This is a genomic window from Parabacteroides sp. PM6-13 (assembly GCF_029892605.1).
Lineage (GTDB): Bacteria > Bacteroidota > Bacteroidia > Bacteroidales > Tannerellaceae > QVMG01.
Genome location: NZ_JARXWF010000002.1, coordinates 303,816 through 326,751, shown reverse-complemented (window position 1 = coordinate 326,751; position 22,936 = coordinate 303,816). Strand labels below are relative to the sequence as shown.

19 protein-coding genes and 3 tRNA genes are annotated in these 22,936 nt (G+C 48.7%); 7 read left to right on the top strand and 15 right to left on the bottom strand.

The window, feature by feature from the left end; translation table 11 throughout:
* The first annotated feature begins 19 nt into the window (after nucleotides 1-19).
* Nucleotides 20-1,744, top strand: a complete 1,725-nt coding sequence (locus M2134_RS03365; RefSeq protein WP_280751948.1) for a M56 family metallopeptidase — start codon at nucleotides 20-22, stop codon at nucleotides 1,742-1,744.
* A gap of 16 nt (nucleotides 1,745-1,760) precedes the next feature.
* Nucleotides 1,761-3,239 (top strand): hypothetical protein, encoded by a 1,479-nt coding sequence (locus M2134_RS03360; protein ID WP_280751949.1) that lies wholly within the window; start codon nucleotides 1,761-1,763, stop codon nucleotides 3,237-3,239.
* A gap of 4 nt (nucleotides 3,240-3,243) precedes the next feature.
* On the opposite strand, the gene M2134_RS03355 is transcribed toward M2134_RS03360, so the two are convergent.
* From M2134_RS03355 to M2134_RS03340, 4 genes are all read right to left on the bottom strand, one after another.
* Nucleotides 3,244-4,470 carry an acyloxyacyl hydrolase gene (locus M2134_RS03355; protein ID WP_280751950.1) on the bottom strand — a complete coding sequence of 409 codons (1,227 nt, stop codon included), beginning with the start codon at nucleotides 4,468-4,470 and terminating at the stop codon, nucleotides 3,244-3,246.
* Between the two features lies 1 nt (nucleotide 4,471).
* Nucleotides 4,472-6,457, bottom strand: coding sequence for an OmpA family protein (locus M2134_RS03350; protein WP_280751951.1), 1,986 nt, complete (start codon nucleotides 6,455-6,457; stop codon nucleotides 4,472-4,474).
* 37 nt (nucleotides 6,458-6,494) lie between these two features.
* Nucleotides 6,495-7,715, bottom strand: coding sequence for an S-adenosylmethionine:tRNA ribosyltransferase-isomerase (locus M2134_RS03345; protein ID WP_280751952.1), 1,221 nt, complete (start codon nucleotides 7,713-7,715; stop codon nucleotides 6,495-6,497).
* Nucleotides 7,716-7,800: 85 nt separating this feature from the next.
* Nucleotides 7,801-8,391, bottom strand: coding sequence for a TIGR00730 family Rossman fold protein (locus tag M2134_RS03340; RefSeq protein ID WP_280751953.1), 591 nt, complete (start codon nucleotides 8,389-8,391; stop codon nucleotides 7,801-7,803).
* Nucleotides 8,392-8,541: 150 nt separating this feature from the next.
* Between M2134_RS03340 and M2134_RS03335 the strand changes: the two genes are divergently transcribed.
* Nucleotides 8,542-10,275 carry a helix-turn-helix domain-containing protein gene (locus M2134_RS03335; protein ID WP_280751954.1) on the top strand — a complete coding sequence of 578 codons (1,734 nt, stop codon included), beginning with the start codon at nucleotides 8,542-8,544 and terminating at the stop codon, nucleotides 10,273-10,275.
* Nucleotides 10,276-10,302: 27 nt separating this feature from the next.
* Here M2134_RS03335 and M2134_RS03330 read toward each other — a convergent pair whose 3' ends face one another.
* The 9 genes from M2134_RS03330 to M2134_RS03290 all read right to left on the bottom strand — a co-directional run bounded on the left by M2134_RS03330 (nucleotide 10,303) and on the right by M2134_RS03290 (nucleotide 18,096).
* Complete coding sequence (locus tag M2134_RS03330) at nucleotides 10,303-10,752, bottom strand: copper resistance protein NlpE (RefSeq protein ID WP_280751955.1); 450 nt, start codon at nucleotides 10,750-10,752, stop codon at nucleotides 10,303-10,305.
* 76 nt (nucleotides 10,753-10,828) lie between these two features.
* The gene (locus tag M2134_RS03325; protein ID WP_280751956.1) at nucleotides 10,829-11,926 is read right to left on the bottom strand and encodes a helix-turn-helix domain-containing protein; all 1,098 of its coding nucleotides are present in this window, start codon (nucleotides 11,924-11,926) and stop codon (nucleotides 10,829-10,831) included.
* 33 nt (nucleotides 11,927-11,959) lie between these two features.
* Nucleotides 11,960-12,385 carry a SufE family protein gene (locus tag M2134_RS03320; RefSeq protein WP_280751957.1) on the bottom strand — a complete coding sequence of 142 codons (426 nt, stop codon included), beginning with the start codon at nucleotides 12,383-12,385 and terminating at the stop codon, nucleotides 11,960-11,962.
* A 13-nt stretch (nucleotides 12,386-12,398) separates the two neighbouring features.
* On the bottom strand, nucleotides 12,399-13,409 hold the full coding sequence (locus M2134_RS03315; RefSeq protein WP_280751958.1) for a M28 family peptidase: 1,011 nt from the start codon (nucleotides 13,407-13,409) through the stop codon (nucleotides 12,399-12,401).
* A 103-nt stretch (nucleotides 13,410-13,512) separates the two neighbouring features.
* Nucleotides 13,513-15,351, bottom strand: coding sequence for a gamma-glutamyl-gamma-aminobutyrate hydrolase family protein (locus M2134_RS03310; protein ID WP_280751959.1), 1,839 nt, complete (start codon nucleotides 15,349-15,351; stop codon nucleotides 13,513-13,515).
* A gap of 11 nt (nucleotides 15,352-15,362) precedes the next feature.
* Nucleotides 15,363-17,321 carry a DNA topoisomerase (ATP-hydrolyzing) subunit B gene (gene gyrB / locus M2134_RS03305; RefSeq protein WP_280751960.1) on the bottom strand — a complete coding sequence of 653 codons (1,959 nt, stop codon included), beginning with the start codon at nucleotides 17,319-17,321 and terminating at the stop codon, nucleotides 15,363-15,365.
* Between the two features lie 279 nt (nucleotides 17,322-17,600).
* Nucleotides 17,601-17,672, bottom strand: a tRNA-Glu gene (locus tag M2134_RS03300).
* 67 nt (nucleotides 17,673-17,739) lie between these two features.
* The gene (gene rpsT / locus M2134_RS03295) at nucleotides 17,740-17,994 is read right to left on the bottom strand and encodes a 30S ribosomal protein S20 (RefSeq protein WP_280751961.1); all 255 of its coding nucleotides are present in this window, start codon (nucleotides 17,992-17,994) and stop codon (nucleotides 17,740-17,742) included.
* Between the two features lie 30 nt (nucleotides 17,995-18,024).
* Nucleotides 18,025-18,096, bottom strand: a tRNA-Glu gene (locus tag M2134_RS03290).
* A 309-nt stretch (nucleotides 18,097-18,405) separates the two neighbouring features.
* Between M2134_RS03290 and recO the strand changes: the two genes are divergently transcribed.
* A complete protein-coding gene (recO, locus tag M2134_RS03285) occupies nucleotides 18,406-19,131 on the top strand; it encodes a DNA repair protein RecO (RefSeq protein WP_280751962.1) in 726 nt (241 codons plus the stop codon).
* A 63-nt stretch (nucleotides 19,132-19,194) separates the two neighbouring features.
* A tRNA-Arg gene (locus M2134_RS03280) sits at nucleotides 19,195-19,266 on the top strand.
* Between the two features lie 43 nt (nucleotides 19,267-19,309).
* Here the strand turns inward: M2134_RS03280 and M2134_RS03275 are convergent.
* Nucleotides 19,310-20,239 (bottom strand): FimB/Mfa2 family fimbrial subunit, encoded by a 930-nt coding sequence (locus M2134_RS03275; RefSeq protein WP_280751963.1) that lies wholly within the window; start codon nucleotides 20,237-20,239, stop codon nucleotides 19,310-19,312.
* A 197-nt stretch (nucleotides 20,240-20,436) separates the two neighbouring features.
* The gene (locus M2134_RS03270; RefSeq protein ID WP_280751964.1) at nucleotides 20,437-20,874 is read right to left on the bottom strand and encodes a DNA-binding protein; all 438 of its coding nucleotides are present in this window, start codon (nucleotides 20,872-20,874) and stop codon (nucleotides 20,437-20,439) included.
* 452 nt (nucleotides 20,875-21,326) lie between these two features.
* Here M2134_RS03270 and M2134_RS03265 point away from each other — a divergent pair, with 452 nt between their 5' ends.
* Both M2134_RS03265 and M2134_RS03260 read left to right on the top strand, forming a co-directional pair.
* Nucleotides 21,327-22,268 (top strand): cation diffusion facilitator family transporter, encoded by a 942-nt coding sequence (locus M2134_RS03265; protein ID WP_280751965.1) that lies wholly within the window; start codon nucleotides 21,327-21,329, stop codon nucleotides 22,266-22,268.
* A gap of 5 nt (nucleotides 22,269-22,273) precedes the next feature.
* Nucleotides 22,274-22,885 (top strand): epoxyqueuosine reductase QueH, encoded by a 612-nt coding sequence (locus M2134_RS03260; protein WP_280751966.1) that lies wholly within the window; start codon nucleotides 22,274-22,276, stop codon nucleotides 22,883-22,885.
* Nucleotides 22,886-22,936: the final 51 nt, after the last annotated feature.

The window sequence follows — 22,936 nt, the reverse complement described above, 5'->3', positions numbered from 1 at the left end:
CTATCAATTCTTTCTGCCTATGAGTCCCGAATTTGCCTACTTTTTGAAGGTGAATGTTGCTTTTGCACTCTTTTATGCCTTCTACCGGCTCTTTTTCTATAAAGACACCTTCTTTAAGCTGCGCCGAACGATTCTGTTAGCCTTCTTTGCTTTGGCATTGATTTACCCCCTGTTTAACATCCAGGACTGGTTAAAGGCGCAGGAACCGATGGCGGAGGTCATACTGATCTATTCTTCGATGATCACGCCGGGCGTAACGGCGACCGCTGGGGAGGCGGCTTCTGCTTTTGCTTGGAAAGAGCTATTAACTACCGGTTTGTGGATTATTTATGGCGCCTTGGTTCTCTTCTTTATTGTTCGTTTTACTACGCAACTGATAAGCATTCTGTGGCTGGCTCGCAAGAGCAAAAAAGAGCTGTTGCAGGGAACACCGGTGCATCTATTGCGCAAACCGGCCGGGCCATTCTCTTTTTTCAAATTGATCTTTATTCATCCGGAGAGCCATTCGGAACCGGAATTGGCGGAAATCCTTACGCATGAGAAGACGCATGTCAATCAATGGCACTCCTTAGATGTCATAGTAAGCGAACTGATCACCATCGTTTGTTGGTTTAATCCCTTCGTTTGGCTGTTGAAAAGAGAGGTGCGTCATAACCTGGAATATCTGGCCGACAACCGGGTGTTGGAATCGGGCTATGACTGTCGCAGCTATCAATATCACCTATTGGGCTTGGCGCATCATAGCGAGACGGTTCATCTGTATAACAGCTTCAATGTGTTGCACTTGAAGAACCGCATCGGCATGATGAATAAAAAGCGCAGCAAAGGCATAAGCCGAACAAAATACCTGACTTTTATTCCGCTGTTGGGAGTCTTGATGGTCTTGAGCAATATAGAAGCCCTGGCTCGGATTGCTCAGGATGTCGGGCAGGCCATATTGCCGGTCGAAAAGACAATCCTTGTCAATGTCGAAAATCCTCTTCCCGAACTCACCATAGCCATTGAAAAAATGGTCGAAGCACCTACCCATGAACCCGCTCAGCCTTTTACGGCTCCTGTGGTGGTTGAGGAGGCTGTTGTAGAAAATAAGGCGGAGAGTCAGATCTTCACCGTGGTAGAGCAAATGCCCCGGTTTGCACAGGGCGACGCTGCCTTGGTAGCTCATATCAATAATAACATACGCTATCCTCAAGATGCCATGGAGCAAGGGATAAGCGGCCGGGTCGTGGTCTCTTTTGTTATTGGTAGCGATGGGGTGGTGCGCCATCCGGAAGTGATTTCTGGTGTTTTCCCCTCCTTGGATGCAGAGGCTATTCGTGTTGTCAGTGAATTGCCAAAATGGGAACCGGGCAGACAACGAGGAAAGGCCGTTAACGTGAAATATTCGATGCCGATAGAGTTCCGTATGCAGGAAGAGGAGGCGGAAAAGATGGTCTTTACGGTGGTTGAAAAGATGCCCAGCTTTGCGACAGGCGATGCGGAATTATTACGCTATATAAATCGTTCCATCAAATATCCCCTCATCGCGCAGGAGAATGGGATTCAGGGGCGTGTCGTTGTCTCCTTCGTGGTAGAGAAAGACGGCTCGATCGTAGAAGCGGAGATCGTTCGCGGACAAGATCCCTCTTTGGATAGGGAGGCTTTGCGGGTGGTTACTTCGATGCCTAAGTGGGAACCGGGCGAGCAAAGAGGCAAGCCGGTTCGGGTAAGATATACAATGCCCATACATTTCAGACTTCAATAGATAAATAAATAAACATATGAAAAAGTTGTTGTTATTGTTCTGCTGCTTCACCCTTACCGGAGCGGCCCAGGAGATCTCATTGCAAGAATTAGTAGGTCAACGCAAGTACAAAGAGGTGTTGGAACAGGCGGAAACGCTCTCCGCAACCGATTCTACCTATACCAACCTGCAGGCGATCGGCCAGGCGTATGAAGGATTGTTGCGCTATCCCGAGGCTTATCGCCATTATAGTATGTGCCTACAGATGGATACCACCAATGTGGATATGCGGAATACCTTAGGCCGCATGGCGGTGAATATGGGGCGTGCGAAGGATGCCGAGCATTATTTTAATTCGGTGTTGCAGGTTGATACGGCCAATTTCTACGCGAACTACCAGATTGCTCGCCTGCATCAGCAGCTGGGAGAGTATGAAGCGGCCATCGAAAAGTATGAATTCCTGTTGATGAATGATGAGACGAACCCTGTCCTGTTGCGTAGCATGGGCGACTGTTATACCCAGATGGGCGATTTGCAGCCAGCGGAGGCCTGTTACCACTTGGCGTATCAATATAACAAAGAGAATGCATCGCTGGCCAGCGCACTGATCAACACCATGCTTCGCATCGGAGGCGAGTCGGCACATTTCGCCTTGACGGTTTGCGACACCGCCCTATACTATAACCCGAACAACCGCCAACTGGAGCGTAATAAAGCCATGACGCTCTATATGAATAAGCTGTATCCGGAAGCCGATTCGCTTTACACCCAATTATTGGTAGAGGGCGACTCGACCTTTTTGACCCTGAAATACGCAGGTGTCAGCCGTTATTATGCGGGGCAATTCATGAATGCGATCGAACCGTTGCAGGAGGCATACGCTGCCGACACAACACAAATCGATGTCTGCTTGCTCTTGGGTTCGTCGCTTGGCAAAACATACGACCGCAAAATGGGGCACGCTTTTCTGGATAAGGCAGAAAAGAATATGGAGGCATTACCGATTTATGTGCGTCAGTTGCTGAAATTCCGTGCCGAGACATTCCGGAAAGATGGTAATATTGCCGAATCGGATCGACTCTACTACAAAGCGTGGCAGGAAGAGCCAGAGAATATAGCTCTATTGAGTCACCTTTCCGGCATCAATGTATCCCGCATAGAGTATTATCAAAGTGACGTATCCCGAAAAAAAGGCCTGTTTGCTCGTGTGCTCTATGTCCGGGAGGCACTGAAAGTGGCCGATCAATATAAACCCTCTTTCTTCCATTATCATCGTTATTTCTTTGAATCGCTCTACAATGATATGTTTTTCCGCTCCGTATCGGAAGAACCGATGTTGTCGCCCGATGGGAAAAAGAGTACGTTACATCTGATTGATTTGCGGCAACTGATCAACGAACTACCGGAGATGCCCGATAAAGATAAAGAACGAATGGATTCAAACTTCGAGCAACACAAGGAAATGCAAAAGGTATTGGAAAAGGAGAAAAAGGAACAAAAGGAGAAAAAGAGCTAAAGCATTATTGTAAGGTCACTTTGCTTTTGAGCGGTTTCCCGGGAATCGTATAGCCAATGCTCCAATAGAGGTATTGCGCTTTACTAAACCGGGCGGCTCGAATGCCGAAGGTGCCGAATATGTTCTCTTTCAGATAGGCCTTTACGCCCAGGATCTGATAAAAACGAAAGTCATAACTGTTGCCATGCAATAGGTTGTATCCCAGATTGCAAAAGAAGGAGTGGTGCGGATAGGTAACTTCGCCCCGGAGAGAGACACCCAACGAAAGACGCTCGAAAAAAGGCGCTAAGCGGATGCGGTCGTAGTATTTGCCATCCACCGGATGTTGCTGTCGCCAGGCATGTGCGCCCGAGCTTTCGTCATACACGATCTCAACGCTCGGCCCCCAGCGGTATTTATAGTTTTTGGTGTATAAAGCGGAGAAGCTCACGCCAAACACTTTGAAGTTCTTGTCAATCAAACGGCTTGGTAGGTTCGTACCCAACGTATCCATCCAGATCTGCCGGGTGGTGGAGGTGAATGTCAAGTCGTAATTGAAATGCGGGTCAACCGGTGGTGGCGTCAGCTCCTTGTCGACAGAAGGCTTCTCCTTGTCGTCCTGCAGCTTATACACCACTTCGACAAAGGGAGCTGCCATATTCAATCCCTTATTGGGCAATTGCTGCGCTCCGTTCGAGAAATGGGAAACGCCCAGGCCGTAACGCAGATCGACCCGTTTCGACAGGGAGGTGGTCATGTAAAGATTGGCGCCCACATGAATATTGACGGCCGATCCCAACGCGATATTGTCCGGATTATCAAAGGCATCATAGGCTTTCCAGTTGAACGACATACCCAGGTTCAACTCGAAGCCCAACCAGGTTTTCCGGCTGAAATCCCGGATCCGGGCTCCTTGAAACAGGTAAAGCGAGAAGGGGTTCCCTAAGGCTTTTTTGTGAAAAAAGCGTGCGCTGTAAAAGCCAATACCATAGTAAGGCATCCCGTAGGCCACATCTTGCCAGCTCTCTCCCGAAGAGGCGAACCCATATTTCAACGACAAAGCACTATACGCCGGCATCCTGTTTCCAGCTTTGATATAGGCATTGGTAGGAAGCACCACACCTCCCATCATATTGATGGCCAGAAATTGCGGATCTCTTTTCTTGGTGAGGCTATCAACAGGCATGCCCTCCGCCAACAGAGAGCCGGTGGCCAGCAGCCAGATGATCACCCAGATACATTTTTGCCGCATATTAGAAAAGGTTGTAATTCGTACGCACCACTTTAAATTCAGTCCGTCGATTGATCTGGTCGGCTATCTCCTGTTGTTCGGGAGTAAGCGTAAGGATAAACTCTTCGGTCAACACCGTTCCCTCCTGCAGGAAGTCGTAGTTTTCCGCCATTCGCTTCGTGATCTCCTTGGGAGTGGTTTTGCCATATCCTTTGGCTTCCAGACGTTCTTTGTCGATGCCAGCAGCAATCAGATAGTCTACGACCGATTGGGCACGGCGTTGTGCCAATCCCTCGTTGTAGGCTTCGGTCCCTTTGCGGTCGGTATGGGCGCGTAGTTCGATGGTTACATTCGGATTATCATCGAGCATCTTGATCATCTCGTCCAACGCCTCTTTCGATTCGGGGCGCAAGGTAGCTCGGTCGAAGTCGTAGAATATGTTTTCTATAACCACCGGCTCATGGAGAGGTGAAAGGAAGAAATCAACGATATAGGTCTCGTTCTCCTCCTCCGGGCCGGTCTTGAGGTCGAAATTCTGATTGAGATAGCCTCGCGCGCTGGCCATCATCACATAACTGATGTCGCGTTCCAATTCCACGCGGTAGCTTCCGTCTTTGCGTACAGGCACCCGCACATTCAAGCCATCGCGCCCAACGATACGGATCACTGCCTCTTCGATCGGATATTCCTCGACATCCAATACAAAACCTTCGATCAATATAGTCACCGTCGGATATTCAAACGAATACAGGTGGTCGTAGCCCCGGGCATCGTTCCGGTTCGAGCTGAAGAATCCCCGTTCCTGTCGTCCGGCAAAGGTGATGCCGAAGTCATCCGCCATCGAATTGACCGGATACCCCATATTCTCTACCGTCCAGTGTCCGGTGCTGTCTTGCGTGGCTTTGAAGAGATCCAATCCGCCCATGCCCGGATGTCCGTTAGAGGCAAAATAGATCGTGACCGAATCGCGCACATAGGGAAACATTTCGTCGCCCGGGGTATTGATCTCCGGCCCCAGGTTCTCCATCGGTCCGAAGCCCGTCCCTATCGCCCTCGCCCGGAAAATATCCTTTCCACCGAAGCCACCTACGGCATCGGAAACGAAATAGAGGAATTTACCATCCGGTGAAATGGCCGGATGAGCCAATGGGGTGATGGAGTCTTTCACCAGCGCCACCTTCTCGCCTTTGCCCCATTGCGCGCTGCTTCGCTGCGAACGGTAGATCTCCGCCGTACGCGCGTCGACCGGGTCACTGGCACAGTAGGTGTAATACATAGTGCTTCCATCCGCCGTAAACGAAGGGGTGCCTTCGTCGAACTCGGTGTTCACGCCTCCCTCCACAGGGGTGGGCGCCTGCCAGTTGCCGTTTTCATCCTGGGAAATCTCGTATAAATCGTTGCTGTTGGTGCCGGTAATAGCGCTTATCTGCTGATTTTCCAACGCCTTATTCGGACGGGAAGAGGCGAAATAGAGCTTATCGTAGTTCTCTCCCGTTAGCATCGGGCTGAACTCCCCGCGCCGCGAGTTGAACTTATCCATCCGCTTCACCGTGTAACGGGTCGGGTTCTTCCGCATCTCCGGCGCCAGCTGGCTGCCTGTCAGTCCGTTTTGCGCCAAGATATGGTCGGGGTGACCGGCGAGGTATTCTTCGTAATACTTAATGGCCTCGTTGTATTTCCCCTCTTTCTGGTACATCTGCCCCAGGCGGAGATAGACCACGCTGTCGGGATAATTATAGCGCAACGCGTTCATATAGGCACCGGATGCCCGCGGTGTGTAGTTAATCAACCGGTTGCACTCCGCCATCCGAAAGGCTACATAGCCTCTGAGATCACGCTTTTGGGAAGAGGTTTTCTGATACACCTTGCGATAGATGGCGGCGGCTTCGTAATATTCCCCGATCGCCTGCTTCTCTTCGGCATCGCTTAGTTTGGCCGTTTTGCAGGAAAACAATAACGAACCCAAAGCAACGAAGAGTAAATAATATGACAAACGCGTTTTTATCATGACTAATTAACGCAGGAAATGCCTGGTTATTGCCTTATTATAAGAGTAAAGAACTATCGCCATAACTCAGAAAACGGAAATCGTTTGCAAGCGCGTAGTCATACATCGCTTTCCAGTTGCCCCCCACAAAAGCGGAGATAAGCAACAATAAGGTGCTTTTAGGCTGGTGGAAATTGGTGATGATCCCGCGAACGACATGAAACTGATAGCCCGGAGCAATCATGATCTGCGTGGCGGTGATCAACCGGTCGCTTCCTGTCCGATCCAGGTAATCCAAGATATATTGCAACGCCTCCTCGGTTGTCAGCCGGTTGCTCTCCTCGCGGTAGGGCATCCATTGGTCGACCACCAGCGAATCCGCGTCGGCATCCGGCGTGGCGGACAACTTTGTGCCGATATAATAGAGGCTCTCCAATGTCCGGACGGAGGTGGTTCCGACGGCAATGATCTGCCCGATGTTTTGTTTGATATGTTCGATGGCTGCGCGGGGAACGGATATAAACTCCGTATGCATCTCGTGATCGGCAATCGTTTCGCTCTTCACCGGGCGGAAGGTGCCGGCACCGACATGCAAGGTCAATTCTTCGCGTCCGAAGCCTTTCCGGTCGAGATCAGCCAATACCTCGGGTGTGAAATGAAGCCCCGCGGTAGGTGCTGCCACCGATCCTTTGATGCGCGAATAGACCGTTTGGTAGCTATCCAGGTCGCTCTCCTCGGTCTCCCGGTGCAGGTAAGGAGGGATGGGTAATACTCCCGCCGCATCCAATAGATCGGCAAAAGTGCAATCGGGATGATCCCAGGCAAACTCGATCTGATGGGTATCGCCATACGTCGCTTTCTTCTCGGCTGTGAGTATGACCTTTTCACCGTCGATAAGAATCTCACGCGTTAATAAACCCTCTTTCCATTTCTTCAGGTTGCCCACCAGGCATATCCAACTGCAACGTTCCCGCTGCTGAAAAATCATCGCATAGTCGCGTGGCGCGGCAGGCTCTAAGCAAAACACCTCCACACGGGCACCCGTCTCCTTCCGGAAAAGCAGTCGTGCCTGTATCACCCGGGTATTATTAAACACCAACAGTGACTGGGGTGGTAGGTAGTCGGGCAGGTTTTTGAAAACACTTTCTCCCACCTTTCCCTCGTTGAAAAGCAGCAGTTTGGACTCGTCCCTTTTAGCTAAAGGAAACTTAGCGATACGCTCATCCGGTAACGGATAATCGTATGCCTCAATAGGTATATTCTGAATGTCTGATAGCATGTTCAATAAGAATAAAATGCAAAGATAATTTTATTCTCACCCGGGTGAGAAAAAATTCTCATGCGGGTGAGAATTTTTTTTTCGGTTATATCGCCGCGATTTTTCGCAGGCTTTTATCCCATAAAGGCATGGAGTAGATCAGGTCGACCGCCTCTTCGGGTGTTTCGGCAACCGCCCACATCGCCTGATGCTGCGGGCGCATGAATTGCTCGTCGACAGCGCGCTGTAACATCGTGATCAGGGGGGCGAAGTAATGATTGGTATTGAGGATCACAATCGGATGCTGGTAAAGTCCTAATTGCTTCCAGGTGATGATCTCCAACAGCTCCTCCAGTGTGCCACAGCCTCCGGGCAGGGCGATAACGGCATCCGAGAGGTCTGCCATGGTCTGCTTGCGCTGATGCATGGTCTCCACCTCGATCATCTCTGTCAGGTGGGGGTGATGCCAGTTCTCTTTCACCATAAAATGGGGGATCACCCCGGTCACGGTGCCGCCGGCTTTCAAGGTCGCGTCGGATACTGCTCGCATCAATCCGATGGAACCGGCTCCGTTGACGACACGCAGTTCCTGCCGCCCTAACAACTCCCCTAAGCGGTCTGCCGCTTCAAAATATACCGGGTCGATTTGGGTGCTCGACGCGCAATAGACACAGACAGTTTTTATCTTTTTTGCCATACTTATTGTTTACCGGCCGTTTGCCGATTTTTTATACGGGTTTATTGAAGATCCAAAAGTAGAGAATTTGATTCAAAAGTGAAAGAAATTCAATTTCAGTGTTTATCTTTGTGTAATAGACCAAACGAAATTTAATTTATTAGTTGTGTTGTGATACTTGTACGTCAGCGATATAGTTATGTGTTTCTGTTTTTATGGATTTTCATCTTTTTCTCTTGTCAGCGGGAGGAGATTGAACATTCTTTTGCGGATGGAGACTTCGATCCGGAAGCATACCGTATGTATCAGAGCCGGATCCTACCCGATTCTTTACTGCCCCTTATCCTCGAAAAGAATAAGCTGGCTCATGATAAGCATGATGTGGATCAGGAAATGATGCTGACCAATATCTTAGTCACCCGTTCGATGCTGAGTGGGGAATATGAAAAAGGATTAGGCCTTGCCAATCAATTTTTGCAGGGTGTGATTCAAAAAGGCGATTCTTCGGCCGTTTTTCAGGCTTATTATAATGTCGGAAGGTTGTATTACGGGCAGGGACTGGCGGATATGTCGCTCGATTATTTTCTGAAGGCGGCTCAATACCCGATGAGTGAAAAGGAAAAATGCCATATCTATTACGCGATCGGGGAGACTTCGCGAAGCAGTAATACCGTCGAAGGCTTCCATTCCGAAGAATATTACCGGAAATCGGAGGAGATTGCCTATCAACTCAACGATTCCGACGCGATCGACTCTGCCTGTTTCGGTCTCTCCCAGGTCTATTATGCCGGGTTCGATGCCTATAAGGATATGTTTACTCCCATGACAAAAGGGCGGCGCGATAGTCTGACTTACAGCATTGATCTGTTGCAAAAGGGATTGCGCTACCGACCGGAATCTAAAATATCGCATGCCGCGCTCGGGCTGAATTATTGTGCCTTGGGGGAATTAGATAAAGCGTGGGAACATATCGAATACAGCGTGGAGGCCTGCCTGAAAATACCGGATCAGACGCCTATCGGTCTCAATATATTATCTTCTTATTATATCTGCGCGGGTCGATACGACGAGGCCATTGCCGCCTCGGAGGAGTCGTACGCTTTTGCTGAAGAGAGAAATAAGAAGGGCGATATGTGTAATTCCGCCAGTCAGTTGTATTATGCCTATAAATACAAAGGCGATGCCCGGAAAGCACTGGAGGCTTTGGAAACGGAGAGGCGGCTGGTGAAAGAGATTGAAAAGGCCGAACGTTCACTGAAGGTGATCGCCGGACAGATCGAACATAATACCCGGCTGAAAGAGGAAGAGCTTCATCTGACACAGGTGAAAGAGACCTTCTTCATGCGGATCGCCTTTTTGTTGTTTGTCGCCTGTCTTGTGTTTCTGTTGTTGTTTATATTCATTGTTCGATTGAACATAAAAAACCGACACGCCTACAAAGAGTTGGTAAAGAGAAGCCGGGAGTGGGCCGCGGGTGATAATTACCAAGCGGGTATAAAAAATGAGGGTGAAGAAGCGGAGGAGATCAGAACGGGGAAGCAATATCCTACGGAAAGCGATCGAGAGCTGTTTGAAGCTGTTCGGGGGTGTATTCTGCGCGATGAACTATATCAAGACTCAACACTTACATTGGGTAATCTTTCCAAAATGATGGGTGTCAACCGCGTAACGCTTTCGCAGGCAATCAATCGTTCTACCGGCAATAATTTCAATACTTTCATCAATGAGTATCGTGTAAAAGAGGCTATCCTCCTGATGGAATCCGATAGGAGTAAGCCACCCTCTACGCGTCACTCTATGGAGCAGATAGCTTATGACTCCGGGTTTAACGACCGGATCTCTTTCTATCGTGCCTTTAAGAAATCAACGGGACTCTCCCCTTCCGATTTTCAGAAAAATCTGTAGAAGCGGAGAGCCGTCTCTCTCTGTTTGTTATAATTTCTTCCGAAGGATATACATCTCCGCCAAATCACCGGTGATGCGTTCTCCCTTTTCATCGAGCATAAAGAGGGCGTTTTCGCCTACCTGATATTGCTCTGTATTGTCGTTGTTCAGGATAATGATACTGCCGGCATCGTTCCAGCTATAGGCGCCGGACACTTCAAAGGTGTTGTTATCTTCTTTACCCAGATAGACCATCTTTTTCTTGTATTGATCACCTGTCAAGGTGATCTCTACCTCGATACCGGAGCAATCCGCGCAAGGCGTGGTGCCCGCGTAGGTGCCTTCATAGTCTAAGGAGTTCTTTGAATTGTGCGCGTCGGCTACCACCGTTGTTTTCTCTTCTGCCGGAGCCGACTCTTTCTTCTTGTTGTTACAACCGGACAGGGTGAACAAACATACGACGGCCGCAACCGTCAAACAAACATTTTTTCGTTTCATAATTTTCTACTTTCTATTTTCTACTATACCTATAACAAGGAAGAGGCGGAAATGGTTGATATGCCTCTTTGGGTTATCATATTTTTGACTCCCCCGCGCTTTTTCTCCAGAGTAGGGGCGTGGTGCCCGTGTATTTATTGAAGTGGCGACCAAAATTGCTTTTGTCGGTATAGCCGACCATAAAGGCGATTTCGTAAACCGGTTGGGTAGGGTGGAGGAGTAGGAGCTGCTGAGCCTCGCGGATACGGAGCTCATAGATCCATTCCGTGAAGGTTTTATTGAGGGTATGGTTGATGTAATGGGAGAGGTAGGTGCGATTGGTATTGAGCTGATGGGCTACCTTCTCGATGGTTAGGCGGCTGTTGAGGTATTGTTTCGTTTCGACCCATTTGGCTATTTCTGTTTCCAGTTGCTGCGTGCCGGCATAGGATATTTTGGTGTCGGTCGGGGTCTTGGTGACGATGATCGGTTTGATCCGCTGGAAGAGGAAGGCGTAGTTAATGAATTTGACGCCGAAAAAGCAATAAAAGATAATATGAATACAGGAAAAACAGATGGAGGTAAGCAATGAAGAGAAAAGGGCGGAGCTAAGCGCCATGATGCCTATGGCCAATGCCATGAAAAAGGCGATGCGCACCCACCGGAGGCGAAGCTTTTCCTGCGCGATGTAATAGTTGTCGAGGTTGTAGGTGTATATCTTGTAATGTTTCAAAAACAGGTAGGTGTAACGAAGCAATAAAGAGGCGTAATAGACGGTGAAAAGGTAGAAAATGACGGAAAACCTATGGGGCTGACCGCTGTAAAGGGTGCTGAAAATGACTACGGAGAATCCGAGGATAACGAATAGTTCGGTGGTGATTTTCCGCCAGGTGACGAAATGTATATTGATAAGCCCGATCAGGGTATAGGTAAACAACAGGGCTTGCAGGGAGGCGACTGAGAGGGTGAGCGCCTGAGCGAAGGTGGCGGAATAGTCACCACCGTTGGTTCCTAACTCGAGGATGGCAAGCAGGCTGAAGCTAAGGTAGGAGAAGGCCATGACTTTCCGCGAGAGGCGGTAGCTATGCAGGCCGGATCGTTTGGAGATAGAGAGGGTGAGAAAGCATATCCCAAATCCGAATGTGACACCAATCGATATGAAAGAGAGTATATAGTAGATGTTCTCGAGAGCCATGGCTAACGATTTAATAAACTGGAAAATAAAAAATTACCCCTGCATTTTTGCCTGAAAGGCCAGGGCGTAGAGGCGCATTTGCTTTACCATAGCCACCAATCCGTTGGAGCGGGTAGGCGAGAGGTGCTCTTTCAGTCCGATTCGGTCGATGAAGTAAAGGTCGGCCTCTAAGATCTCCCGGGGAGTATGACCGGAGAGTACCTGAATGAGTAACGACACGATGCCTTTCACTATGACGGCATCGCTTTCTCCTCGAAAAACAACGATTCCATCGACACTTTCCGCCTGTAGCCATACGCGACTTTGGCAGCCTTCGATCAGGTTATTCTCTGTTTTGTGTTTCTCGTCAAGCGGTTCGAGGGAGTTGCCCAGGTCGATCAAAAGGGCATATTTGTCCATCCAGTCGTCGAAGATAGAAAACTCTTCTATAATTTGATCTTGTATTTCGTTGATAGTCATAAGTAGGGGGTGTTTATCTGTTGTAAATAACGTCCAGTACGGTTTGTCCGGCTGCTTTCAGGGTCGCCGGATCGATATTACTCATATTGTCATTCAAAGTATGCCAATGGGGGCCGAAGCCGTGCGACAGAGATTCTCCTTGTCCGTCGTTGGTGTAGATGATATCGACGCATGGGATGCCGCGTCCTTTCTGTACATAGATGTGGTCGTCGGTGATGGCGCTTCCGGTGGTGTTGATAAAATATTTGCCATAGCCCAGATTGCGTGCCGCCTCCCAGATCTTTTCAACCGTCGGTGCTGCCTTATACATCGAGTAGCCCTCTTTGAAGAAGGTGGCATTCCGCGCTCCTACCATATCCAGTAAGATGCCAAACTCGGCACGGTAGTTCGCCACATGCGGCTTCTTGGCCCAGAACTGAGAACCCAGGCACCAGGTGTCTTGTTTGTTTGTCTTGGAAAAGGCGGGTTCTCCGTAATCTTCCGCGTCGAAGAAGATAATATCGATGCCTACACCCGGATCCTGTTGGTTGATCTGCCGGGCAATCTCCAGTAAGACGCCCACGCCACTGGCTCCGTCGTCGGCTCCGTCGATGGGGGTATAATGTTTGGAGGCATCCGCTTCTTCATCCGCATAGGGACGGGTGTCCCAATGGGCAAACAACAGGATGCGTTTTTTATTGTCCGGATTATAGGAACCGATGATATTGCGCGCGTCTAATTTCGTTCCGTCGTAGGCGGTGAGCACCATGTCCTGTATAAACAATTGGGCACCATGGCGTTTTAGCTCATCGATCAGCCAATCGCCGCAGGCTTTATGTCCTTCCGAATTGGGTACGCGGGGACCAAAAGCGACCTGATTGGCCACGTAGGCATAGGCACTGTCGGCATCGAATGTAGGGACTTTGCCTGTTTCGACTGTTGTCATGTTTGTTTTCTCTGTCGTATTCTTGTCGGTCGCTCCTTTATTAGCGCAGGCGACCATCAGGCAGATAATCAGTAAAGGGATGATCTTTCTGGTGTGCATAGGGGTATTTCCTTGTTTGAATGGAGCAAAGGTACATTTTATCGTTGTATCTCCCAAGTGTATGGAGAGATAAACAATCGTGTGAGAATGGGTAAGTGGTTGTTTATGAATTGTAGACTGACTGCACGGCATTCATTACCCGCAGGAGGTTTCCGCCCCAAATTTTTTGGATATCTTCGTCGCTGTATCCTTCGTCGAGTAGGCGCATAGTGATGTTTATCAGCTCGTTGGCGGCGCTACAGCCGATCACTTCGCCTCCTCCGTCGAAGTCGGAACCGATTCCTACATAATCGATGCCTACCAGGCGAACGACATGGTTGATATGACGGATGACATCGCTCAGGGTCGCTTTTCTTTCTTTGTTGAGGAAGCCTTCGTAGAGGCAGATCTGAACGACGCCGCCGTTGGCTGCTAAGGCGCGGATCTGTTCATCGGTCAGGTTGCGGCGGTGGTCGCACAAGGCGCGGGCCGACGAATGGGAAGCGATCACCGGCAATGTGCTTGTTTCCAGTACATCATAGAAGGTCGATTCGGCCGCATGGGAGAGGTCAATCATGATGCCCAGGCGGTTCATCTCCTTTACCACCTCTTTGCCAAACGGGCTGAGGCCGTTCCAGCGAGGCGTGTCGCTTGCCGAGTCACAGAGTTGGTTATTACCATTGTGACAGAGGGTGATATAGGCTACGCCCATCTCCTTGAACCGTTGCAGCAGAGAGATGTCTTCTCCTATGACATACCCGTTTTCGATAGCCGGGACGAGTGCTTTCTTTCCTTCCCGCTTGAGGCGGAAAAGGTCGTCGACACTGCGGGCGATCCCTACCCGCGAGGGGTAAAGCTCTTCCTGGCGAAGTATCTGTGTGAGGCGGTCGATCGTGTAGTTGTATGTTTCCCGGTAGGCCGCTTCGGTTAATTCCTTTTGCTTGAGGTAGGCCACCATAAAGACGGCATCCAATTTCCCCTCTTCCATAAAGGGAAGATTTACTTTACCGGGCACATCAATCCATGTTTCTTCGCTGTAGTCTTGAGGTTCAACGACAGCAAGATCTACTTGTGCGACGCCTTTGATGCCGAGATCCACTTCCGGCGTGAAGAGCATCGGTGTGTCCGTATGGGAATCGATGGTCAGGATGCGTTGGTGTATCCTTTTTGCCCGGGCGAACAGGGCGGCTCTTTCTATGTGATAGCTGAACAAGGTCATCATCACCTTGTCGCCGTTTGCCGCCATGGCTTCTGGATGCCATTGCACGCTGAAGACCTCTTTCTCTGGATGTTCCATTGCTTCGTTGATGCCGTCAGGTGCTGTTATTGTAGCAATAAAGCCGGGAGCCGGCTCTTTGATGGCCTGATGATGGAAGGAATTGACAAAAAGGGTCTCTTCTTTCAATAAATTCCGCAGTTTGGAATCGATCTCTTCTATATTTACGGTATGCGAAGGCCATTCGCGCGCCAGGGTCTGGCTGTGTTTCAAGAGCGAATGATCGGTTTGCGAATAGATATCCTGATAGACACTTCCACCAAAGGCGACATTCAGTATCTGATGTCCGCGGCAGATGCCCATGATAGGGATCTGGCGATTTGCCGCCAGGCGAAGCAGGATCAGGTCGTATTCGTCGCGGAATGTATCGACATCCTGTAATTGGGGAATAGGCTCTTCTTGCAGATAGAGCGGATTGATATCGCCTCCTCCACTCATTACGAGTCCATCCAGACTCTCTACAATCGCTGTCAGCGCTTTGATATCGGTAATGACCGGAATAAGGACAGGCGCACCTCCGGCTTGCAGAACCGATTGCACATAGGTTTCTGCAATACAGGAAAGTCCGTCTTTCCGGTTGCAGGAGATACCGATTCGGGGAGGTTGTTTGTGTTCATTCGCCGCGTTGTAGCGGTCTACTTCCCCGTACAGTTCCACTAAACAGGGACGACGGACTTCGATATGCATAGGAATTGATTTTAAGCGTCAATATTCGCGTAGGTAGCGTTCTCTTCGATAAACTCACGGCGTGGGCCTACCTCTTCACCCATCAGCATGGAGAAGATATTGTCCGCGTCGATGGCGTTATCGATCGTGATCTGCTTCAACGTACGGTTCTCCGGATTCATGGTCGTATCCCACAATTGGTGGTCGTTCATCTCTCCCAAACCTTTGTAGCGTTGCGTGTGCACCTGGTTTTCGTTACCGGCGGCATATTTGTCGATAAATGCTTGGCGTTGTTGCTCTGTCCAGCAATATTCTTCCACCTTACCCCTTTTGCAAAGGTATAACGGCGGTGTTGCCAGATAGACATAGCCATTGTCGATCAATGCCCGCATCTTGCGGAAGAAGAAGGTCAGGATTAACGTGGCGATATGGCTACCGTCCACGTCGGCATCGGTCATGATAATTACCTTGTGGTAACGGAGCTTATCTAAGTTCAATGCCTTCGGGTCGTCTTCCGTACCGATGGTAACGCCCATAGCGCGGTAGATATTCTGGATCTCATCACTTTCGAAGATCTTATGATCCATGGCTTTTTCCACATTCAGGATCTTACCACGCAAAGGCAGGATGGCCTGGAACATACGGTCGCGTCCCTGCTTGGCTGTACCACCTGCCGAGTCCCCTTCGACCAGGAAGAGTTCGCATTCAGCTGCGTCTTTAGAGGAACAGTCAGCCAACTTTCCGGGCAGTCCGCCTCCGGAAAGCGGAGATTTGCGTTGCACCAGCTCACGGGCTTTGCGAGCCGCATGGCGAGCCTGTGCGGCCAGGATTACTTTGTCGACAATGATCTTAGCCTCTTTCGGGTGTTCTTCGAGGAAATAGCCTAACGCTTCGCCAATTGCCTGGTCTACGGCACCGGTCACTTCGCTGTTACCGAGCTTTGTCTTGGTCTGTCCTTCGAACTGAGGCTCGGCCACCTTGATGGAGATAACAGCGGTTAATCCTTCCCGGAAGTCGTCTCCCTGGATTTCAACCTTCGCTTTCTCCAATAGTTTGGAATCTTCCGCGTATTTCTTCAGCGTACGTGTCAGTCCGCGACGGAATCCCGCTAGGTGGGTACCTCCCTCGATGGTGTTGATATCGTTCACATAAGAGAAAACGCTTTCGTTGTAAGAGGTGTTGTAGGTCATCGCTACTTCCACCGGGATGTTATTCTTTTCTGTTGTGATATGTATCACGTCCGGAATCAAGGACTCTTTAGAGCGGTCGATGTAACGAACAAACTCCTTTAATCCCTCTTCAGAGCGGAAGATCTCTCCCTTAAAGCTACCATCGTCATTGGTGTAACGTTTGTCTGTCAACCGCAGCGTTACGCCTGCATTTAGGAATGCCAACTCACGCAAACGATTCGCCAAGATATCATATTTGTACTCCAATACAGTAAAGATGGAACCGTCAGGCTTGAAAGTGATCGTCGTCCCTGTTCTGTCGGTTTCTCCAACGATTTGAATATCTCCTAAAGGCTTACCAATGGAAAATTCCTGTTGATAGATTTTCCCATTTTTGAAAACTTCAGCTTTCAGATAGGTAGATAAGGCGTTTACGCAAGAAACACCTACCCCGTGCAAACCGCCGGATACTTTATACGAATCCTTGTCGAACTTACCCCCGGCATGGAGCACTGTCAATACAACCTCCAAAGCCGATTTGCCCTCTTTCTCGTGATAGTCAACCGGAATACCGCGGCCGTTATCCGTTACGGTAATCGAGTTGTCTTCGTTGATAATCACATCAATATCATCACAATATCCGGCTAATGCCTCGTCAATCGAGTTATCAACTACTTCGTATACTAAATGGTGGAGACCTTTTTCACTGATATCGCCAATGTACATGGCAGGTCTTTTGCGCACGGCTTCTAATCCTTCGAGCACCTGAATACTGTCCGCGGAGTATCCGTTATTCGGCGTATTCTTCAATTCTTCACTCATCTGTTTTATCCTTTGTTTTAATCTTATATTCTCGTTTCCAAAAATCCAACAAATATACTGAAAATAATTGATATGAGGAAGTATATCTTTATGAAAATAGGAGAGCAGGGTGGTGGTTTTAAAGACCTTAAAGTCCTTAAAGATCTTAAGGGCTTTAGGGGCTTTGTCACAGGTGGTTTGAAGCCTTTTTAAAAACAAAGAGGATGTACCTTCAAGTACATCCTCTTTGTTTTTATTTCCATTATCAATTGTCAATTATCCACTATCAATTGACTTCAGTAGCCCATAGGGGAATCGAACCCCTCTTTCAAGAATGAAAATCTTGCGTCCTAACCGATAGACGAATGGGCCATAAGGTGGTAAAAAAGCCGGGCTTGATAGTCCGGCTGCATTCCTTATGGAAAATACTTTACCTCTCTTATGCTAATTTAGCAATATGTTTTGACAGCTTCGATTTCAGATTGCCAGCCTTATTCTTGTGAATAATGTTTTTCTTGGCAAGTCTATCGAGCATAGAACAAACTTTCGGATACAAAGCCTGTGCTTCCGTCTTGTCTTCCAAGGCACGCAGTTTGCGCATTGCGTTACGCGCAGTCTTAGCATAATATCTGTTGTGCAAACGACGGGTGTTTGTCTGTCTAATTCTCTTTAATGATGACTTGTGATTTGCCATGTCTTTTTAATTCTATTTTTTTATTATTCGTAGCCCATAGGGGAATCGAACCCCTCTTTCAAGAATGAAAATCTTGCGTCCTAACCGATAGACGAATGGGCCAAGTTGTCAACGTGTTCACTTTTAGCGATCTAAAAGAGGCGCTTTCTGAATTGCGACTGCAAAGATAGATCATTCGTTTTAACTACCAAAAGTTTTCATAAGAAAATTAAATAAAAATTACTGTTTTAACTTCTCTTTAGAGCTAATCTCCTCCAAATTACCCTCCGACGCCTTTGTGGAAGTGTGTATTTTTCAAATAGATACACAGAATAATACCGGCATAGGAGAAGAAGCAAAGCTATTTTGATTCGCAATGATTTCGTACCTTTACACCGGAAACGCATCCTATCTTATGAAAAGAGAGTGATTATGTTGAGTAAAACGCGTGGTATTGTATTACATAGTATCCCATACAACGACAAATATGCCATTGTATATATCTATACCGAATCCTTCGGGCGGGTCTCCTATATGGTTGCTCGTCAGAAAGGAAAGAGTAGCGCAGTCTCCAAAGCGTTGTTCATGCCTCTCTCCGTCTTGGAGATGGAGGTCGATCATCAGCCCAAGCGTGATATTCAGCGTATAAAAGAGTGTCGTAGCTGTTATCTCCTGAATAGCTTATCATTCGATCCGGTCAAGAACGTACTGGCTCTTTTCCTTTCCGAGCTCCTTTACCGCGCCATAAAAGAGACCGAACCCGATCAGCGTCTCTTTCAGTTTTTGTATGAATCGATCCATTTTTTAGAATATGCTGAGAGCGGGGTCGCCAATTTTCATATTGTCTTTATGATGCATCTTCTTCACTACCTGGGCGTATTCCCACGGGGCGACACCTATCAAAGCGGTTTTTATTTCGATCTGCAGAGCGGCACTTTCCGGGCGGATATACCGATGCATACCCATTTTCTAACCCCGGAGGATAGTCTTTTCTTTTATCGGCTGTTACGTATCAGTTTCGAAAACATGTCGCTCTATGCCTTCTCGCGTGGCGATAGACGGAATATCATTCGAAAGATCCTTGAATATTATCAGCTCCACCTACCGGGCTTCTCCGGAGTGCGCTCGCTCGATATCCTGGAAAACCTCTTTGACTAACCAGTTTACATAACCTTTTTTTGTGGATATGCGGAAAAGATTATACTTTTGTCACTCCAAAATGGTCTTGTAGTTCAATGGATAGAATAGAAGTTTCCTAAACTTTAGATCCGGGTTCGATTCCCGGCGAGACTACTTGAGCGGGCATTTCGCTAAACGAAATGCCCGCTCTGGTATTTTAATCCTCCGGCAATTCCTTCTCATCCGTAAGGCCCCATTGGTCATTTATCGTAATCCTAAACTCATCATCCGAAGGCGAATAGGAATAGAGTCGTCCGGTATATTGCACGATGCGGTTTGTTAGTGGGGTTACTCCGTTCACCTGACGGGTGCGAAGTGTCTCAGTTTCAGCCAGGGCGGTCAGTGTCACGTCCATGGTGGCGTCAGCAGGAGCAACAAAGGTGTAAAAACCATGCGTCATGCCCGTTGTTCCAATCTCCTCTTCGGTGAAGGTATGCGTGAAAGTAACCGGATCCGTGTTCGGCACGATCCCTCCTCCGGTGCGAACATTCAGCTGGCTTGGATAACGCACCACATCCATGGTAAACGATGTCGCCTCTTCCGGAACAGCATCTGTCGATACAAACTCAATCCGGCTGACGATGCGGTACAGGGTGACATCCTGTTCATAGACCTGCCCAGCTTCGATCGTTAGCTCCAATGATGCGTGAAACGTATCCGATACCTTGTCAAAACGCATTGTCCCGTCGCTCAATGTGCCGCCTGATCCGTTGTGGGCAATAAACAATAGGGTGTAGTTGCCCTGAGGCAACGCGTCGGAGATGATACCGAAGTCAAGATTATTCTCCGAAGCCAAATAGCATCTCTGGCGCACAGGCTCCGCTTCATTCTGCTCATATACGATGTATTCGATCGTACTGCACTGGTCAGTCAGGCTTTTAGGCTCACCTTCCGATTCATCTCCTCTTATCTCCGGATCGGGAATATCCAAAGGAGGAATCCCTTTCGTTTCCGGGAAAGGAATCGTTTTCTGGGTCAAGGCAATCGAAAAAGTTACTTTGGATAAGGTGTCGTCAACGACAGGCTCGGATCGGTTACAACCCATACAGGCCAAAAGGGCAAGAGCCCAGCATACACGTGTCTTCATAATTAAGGTTTTTGTTTATAAATAGAATATTATCGATTGCAAGAAAATAAATCTTTTCTAATTCTGAAAATATTTGTGCAAAAAAATGTATGCAGGCGTTGATTTTTTTTCTTTTTTCCACCGGAACTGTCCGGAGATAATAAAAAAGCAGGGTGACCCCACTCCATCCGAGCCGGGTCACCCTTATAGGTTAGGCCTTAAAAACCATCGCCACCACCTTCATCCTCTTCCGACTCGTCGGTGGTGTCGGTGTCCAGGCGTTGGAATTCTGCATTCTTACGCGCCTTCTGCAACGTTTTCCCCGGATAGAACAGGAGGCGGGGAGTCTTGATCTGTGTCGTCTCGAACTCCTCCTCTGTCACAGCGCCGGTCGACCCCAATGTATAGCGGAAATTACCCAATTCACCGAACTGTACGATATGCCCTGCCGACAAATGCAGGCGAATCAAATAGTTCATACGGTCCATCACACCCTTCACCTGGTTCGAAGGAATACCCGCGGCGGCGATCTCCTCCAGGAGATATTCGAATGAGATCTTGTCGCTGTTTACTTCCCGGGCGTATACCTTTTCCGGAGTGACATCTTTGTCTTTGCCCAGGTTCTTTTGTTTCATTAATTTAAATTTTACTGCCATTTTGTTTCGTTGTTTTAATGGTTTACTAAATAAGTTTTCATTCTCTGTTTTGTGATCACGAAACAAAAGTATAACCTCTGTTCCGACCGGAATTACCGGCTGGAGGGTTGCCATGGAAAGCGAGCCGGCTCCATGGCACGGCTGTGCTAGCGTTGGTGGATGGTATAGGGAACAACATCGATCCCGGTAATGGTGAATAAATAGTAGTTAAATGTTTTCGATCAGCGCAATAATCATACTGTCAACGAGATATCTATTTATTTGATCCCGTCGGAAAAATAACTTTTTATGATTTGTTTAGAAAGCGCCCCCGGTGGGGAAGGGGAGGAGGCTGTTCTTGTCGCAAGGGCGATCGTAGTTGAAATACCTACAAATGGGGAGGGGAAATAGATAAAAAAGGTGTAGCTTTGTAATGGAAATGAATACAATACATATTTAACACCATCCTCTCTATGGGACATCATCATACACACGGGGCCGAACAGACGCCCCATCACGACCATCATCATCACGAAATCACCTCGTTGAACCGTGCCTTTATTATCAGCATATCCCTGAATATCGCTTTTGTCCTGGCGGAATTCGCCGCCGGCTTCTGGTATGATTCCCTGGGATTATTGTCGGATGCCGGCCACAACCTCAGCGATGTTGCCAGCCTGATTCTGGCGATGCTGGCTTTTCGCTTGGCCAAAGTGAATCCGACACCCAACTATACCTACGGCTTGAAGAAGAGCACGATCCTGGTCTCTTTGTTGAATGCCGTAATCCTATTGATCGCCGTGGGCATCATTATCAGCGAGAGTATCGATAAATTCTTCCACCCGCAGCCAGTGGAAGGGGGAGCCATCGCTTGGGTGGCCGGCATCGGTGTGGTGATCAACGGCCTTACCGCCTGGCTGTTTATGAAAGACAAAGATAAAGACCTGAATGTGAAAGGCGCCTATCTGCATATGGCGGCCGACGCCCTGGTGTCGATCGGCGTGGTTATTTCGGGCATTATTATCATCTATACCGGATGGTATATTGTCGATCCGATCATCGGCCTCGTGATTGCCGGTGTCATCGTCTACTCCACCTGGGGACTCTTGCGCGACAGCCTGCGTCTCTCCTTAGATGGCGTGCCGGCGGGTACCGATATCCGCGATATCGAAAAGACCATCCGCTCTGTTGTGGGCGTGCAAGACCTGCATCACCTGCATGTATGGGGCATCAGCACCACGGAGACCGCCCTCACGGTGCACGTCGTGGTGGAGAATACCGACCGCATGGAAGAGATAAAAGAGGAGATCAAACAGGCCCTGCGCCATATCGGTGTGCAGCATGTCACCCTGGAGTTCGAATTATCATCTGCCCATTGTCATGGCGACTGTGGCGAGATACTAAGTAAAGACTAAAGCGAATGATAAACAGCAAAGAGCGACATACGAACCTCCATCTGGAGGTGCCCGGCGGCGAGCGAGAGGTCTTATTGCATACCTGTTGCGCCCCTTGTTCGTCAGCTATTATAGAATGTATGCTGGAGAATGGTATCCGTCCGGTCATCTTCTATTATAATCCGAATATCTATCCCCTGGAAGAATATGAGATCCGCAAAGCGGAATGTACGCGTTACGCGGAAGCACTCGGATTGGAGATCATCGATGGCGACTACGACCACGATGCCTGGCGCACCCAAATGCAAGGCATGGAGGCTGAACCGGAACGGGGACCGCGCTGCCTCGCTTGTTTCCGATTGCGTCTACTCGAGACAGCCCATTATGCCACCGAAAGAGGCTTAAAGGTTTTCACCACCACCCTCGCCTCTTCCCGTTGGAAAAGCCTGGAGCAGATCCATGCGGCAGGGCGTTATGCCATGGAACGTTATCCCGGCACGCTCTTCTGGGAACAAAACTGGCGCAAAGGCGGGTTAAGCGAACGTCGCAAAGCAATCATCGCCGAACACAACTTCTATAATCAGACCTATTGCGGATGTGAATTTAGTTTGAAGGAAATAGATAGGAGAAAGGAGTGATTAATGGTTAGTGAGGAGAAAGGAGAAGGGAGAAGGGAGAAAGGAGGGGGT

What these genes read in the sequence shown, in the direction of transcription:
- M2134_RS03275 (WP_280751963.1), bottom strand. Translation starts at nt 20,239, where the DNA reads ATGAAGACACGTGTATGCTGGGCTCTTGCCCTTTTGGCCTGTATGGGT.
- M2134_RS03320 (WP_280751957.1), bottom strand. Translation starts at nt 12,385, where the DNA reads ATGACTATCAACGAAATACAAGATCAAATTATAGAAGAGTTTTCTATC.
- gyrB (WP_280751960.1), bottom strand. Translation starts at nt 17,321, where the DNA reads ATGAGTGAAGAATTGAAGAATACGCCGAATAACGGATACTCCGCGGAC.
- M2134_RS03260 (WP_280751966.1), top strand. Translation starts at nt 22,274, where the DNA reads ATGATAAACAGCAAAGAGCGACATACGAACCTCCATCTGGAGGTGCCC.
- M2134_RS03310 (WP_280751959.1), bottom strand. Translation starts at nt 15,351, where the DNA reads ATGCATATCGAAGTCCGTCGTCCCTGTTTAGTGGAACTGTACGGGGAA.
- M2134_RS03355 (WP_280751950.1), bottom strand. Translation starts at nt 4,470, where the DNA reads ATGCGGCAAAAATGTATCTGGGTGATCATCTGGCTGCTGGCCACCGGC.
- M2134_RS03265 (WP_280751965.1), top strand. Translation starts at nt 21,327, where the DNA reads ATGGGACATCATCATACACACGGGGCCGAACAGACGCCCCATCACGAC.
- M2134_RS03360 (WP_280751949.1), top strand. Translation starts at nt 1,761, where the DNA reads ATGAAAAAGTTGTTGTTATTGTTCTGCTGCTTCACCCTTACCGGAGCG.
- M2134_RS03350 (WP_280751951.1), bottom strand. Translation starts at nt 6,457, where the DNA reads ATGATAAAAACGCGTTTGTCATATTATTTACTCTTCGTTGCTTTGGGT.
- rpsT (WP_280751961.1), bottom strand. Translation starts at nt 17,994, where the DNA reads ATGGCAAATCACAAGTCATCATTAAAGAGAATTAGACAGACAAACACC.
- M2134_RS03365 (WP_280751948.1), top strand. Translation starts at nt 20, where the DNA reads ATGAGTCCCGAATTTGCCTACTTTTTGAAGGTGAATGTTGCTTTTGCA.
- M2134_RS03315 (WP_280751958.1), bottom strand. Translation starts at nt 13,409, where the DNA reads ATGCACACCAGAAAGATCATCCCTTTACTGATTATCTGCCTGATGGTC.
- M2134_RS03340 (WP_280751953.1), bottom strand. Translation starts at nt 8,391, where the DNA reads ATGGCAAAAAAGATAAAAACTGTCTGTGTCTATTGCGCGTCGAGCACC.
- M2134_RS03325 (WP_280751956.1), bottom strand. Translation starts at nt 11,926, where the DNA reads ATGGCTCTCGAGAACATCTACTATATACTCTCTTTCATATCGATTGGT.
- recO (WP_280751962.1), top strand. Translation starts at nt 18,406, where the DNA reads ATGTTGAGTAAAACGCGTGGTATTGTATTACATAGTATCCCATACAAC.
- M2134_RS03270 (WP_280751964.1), bottom strand. Translation starts at nt 20,874, where the DNA reads ATGGCAGTAAAATTTAAATTAATGAAACAAAAGAACCTGGGCAAAGAC.
- M2134_RS03330 (WP_280751955.1), bottom strand. Translation starts at nt 10,752, where the DNA reads ATGAAACGAAAAAATGTTTGTTTGACGGTTGCGGCCGTCGTATGTTTG.
- M2134_RS03345 (WP_280751952.1), bottom strand. Translation starts at nt 7,715, where the DNA reads ATGCTATCAGACATTCAGAATATACCTATTGAGGCATACGATTATCCG.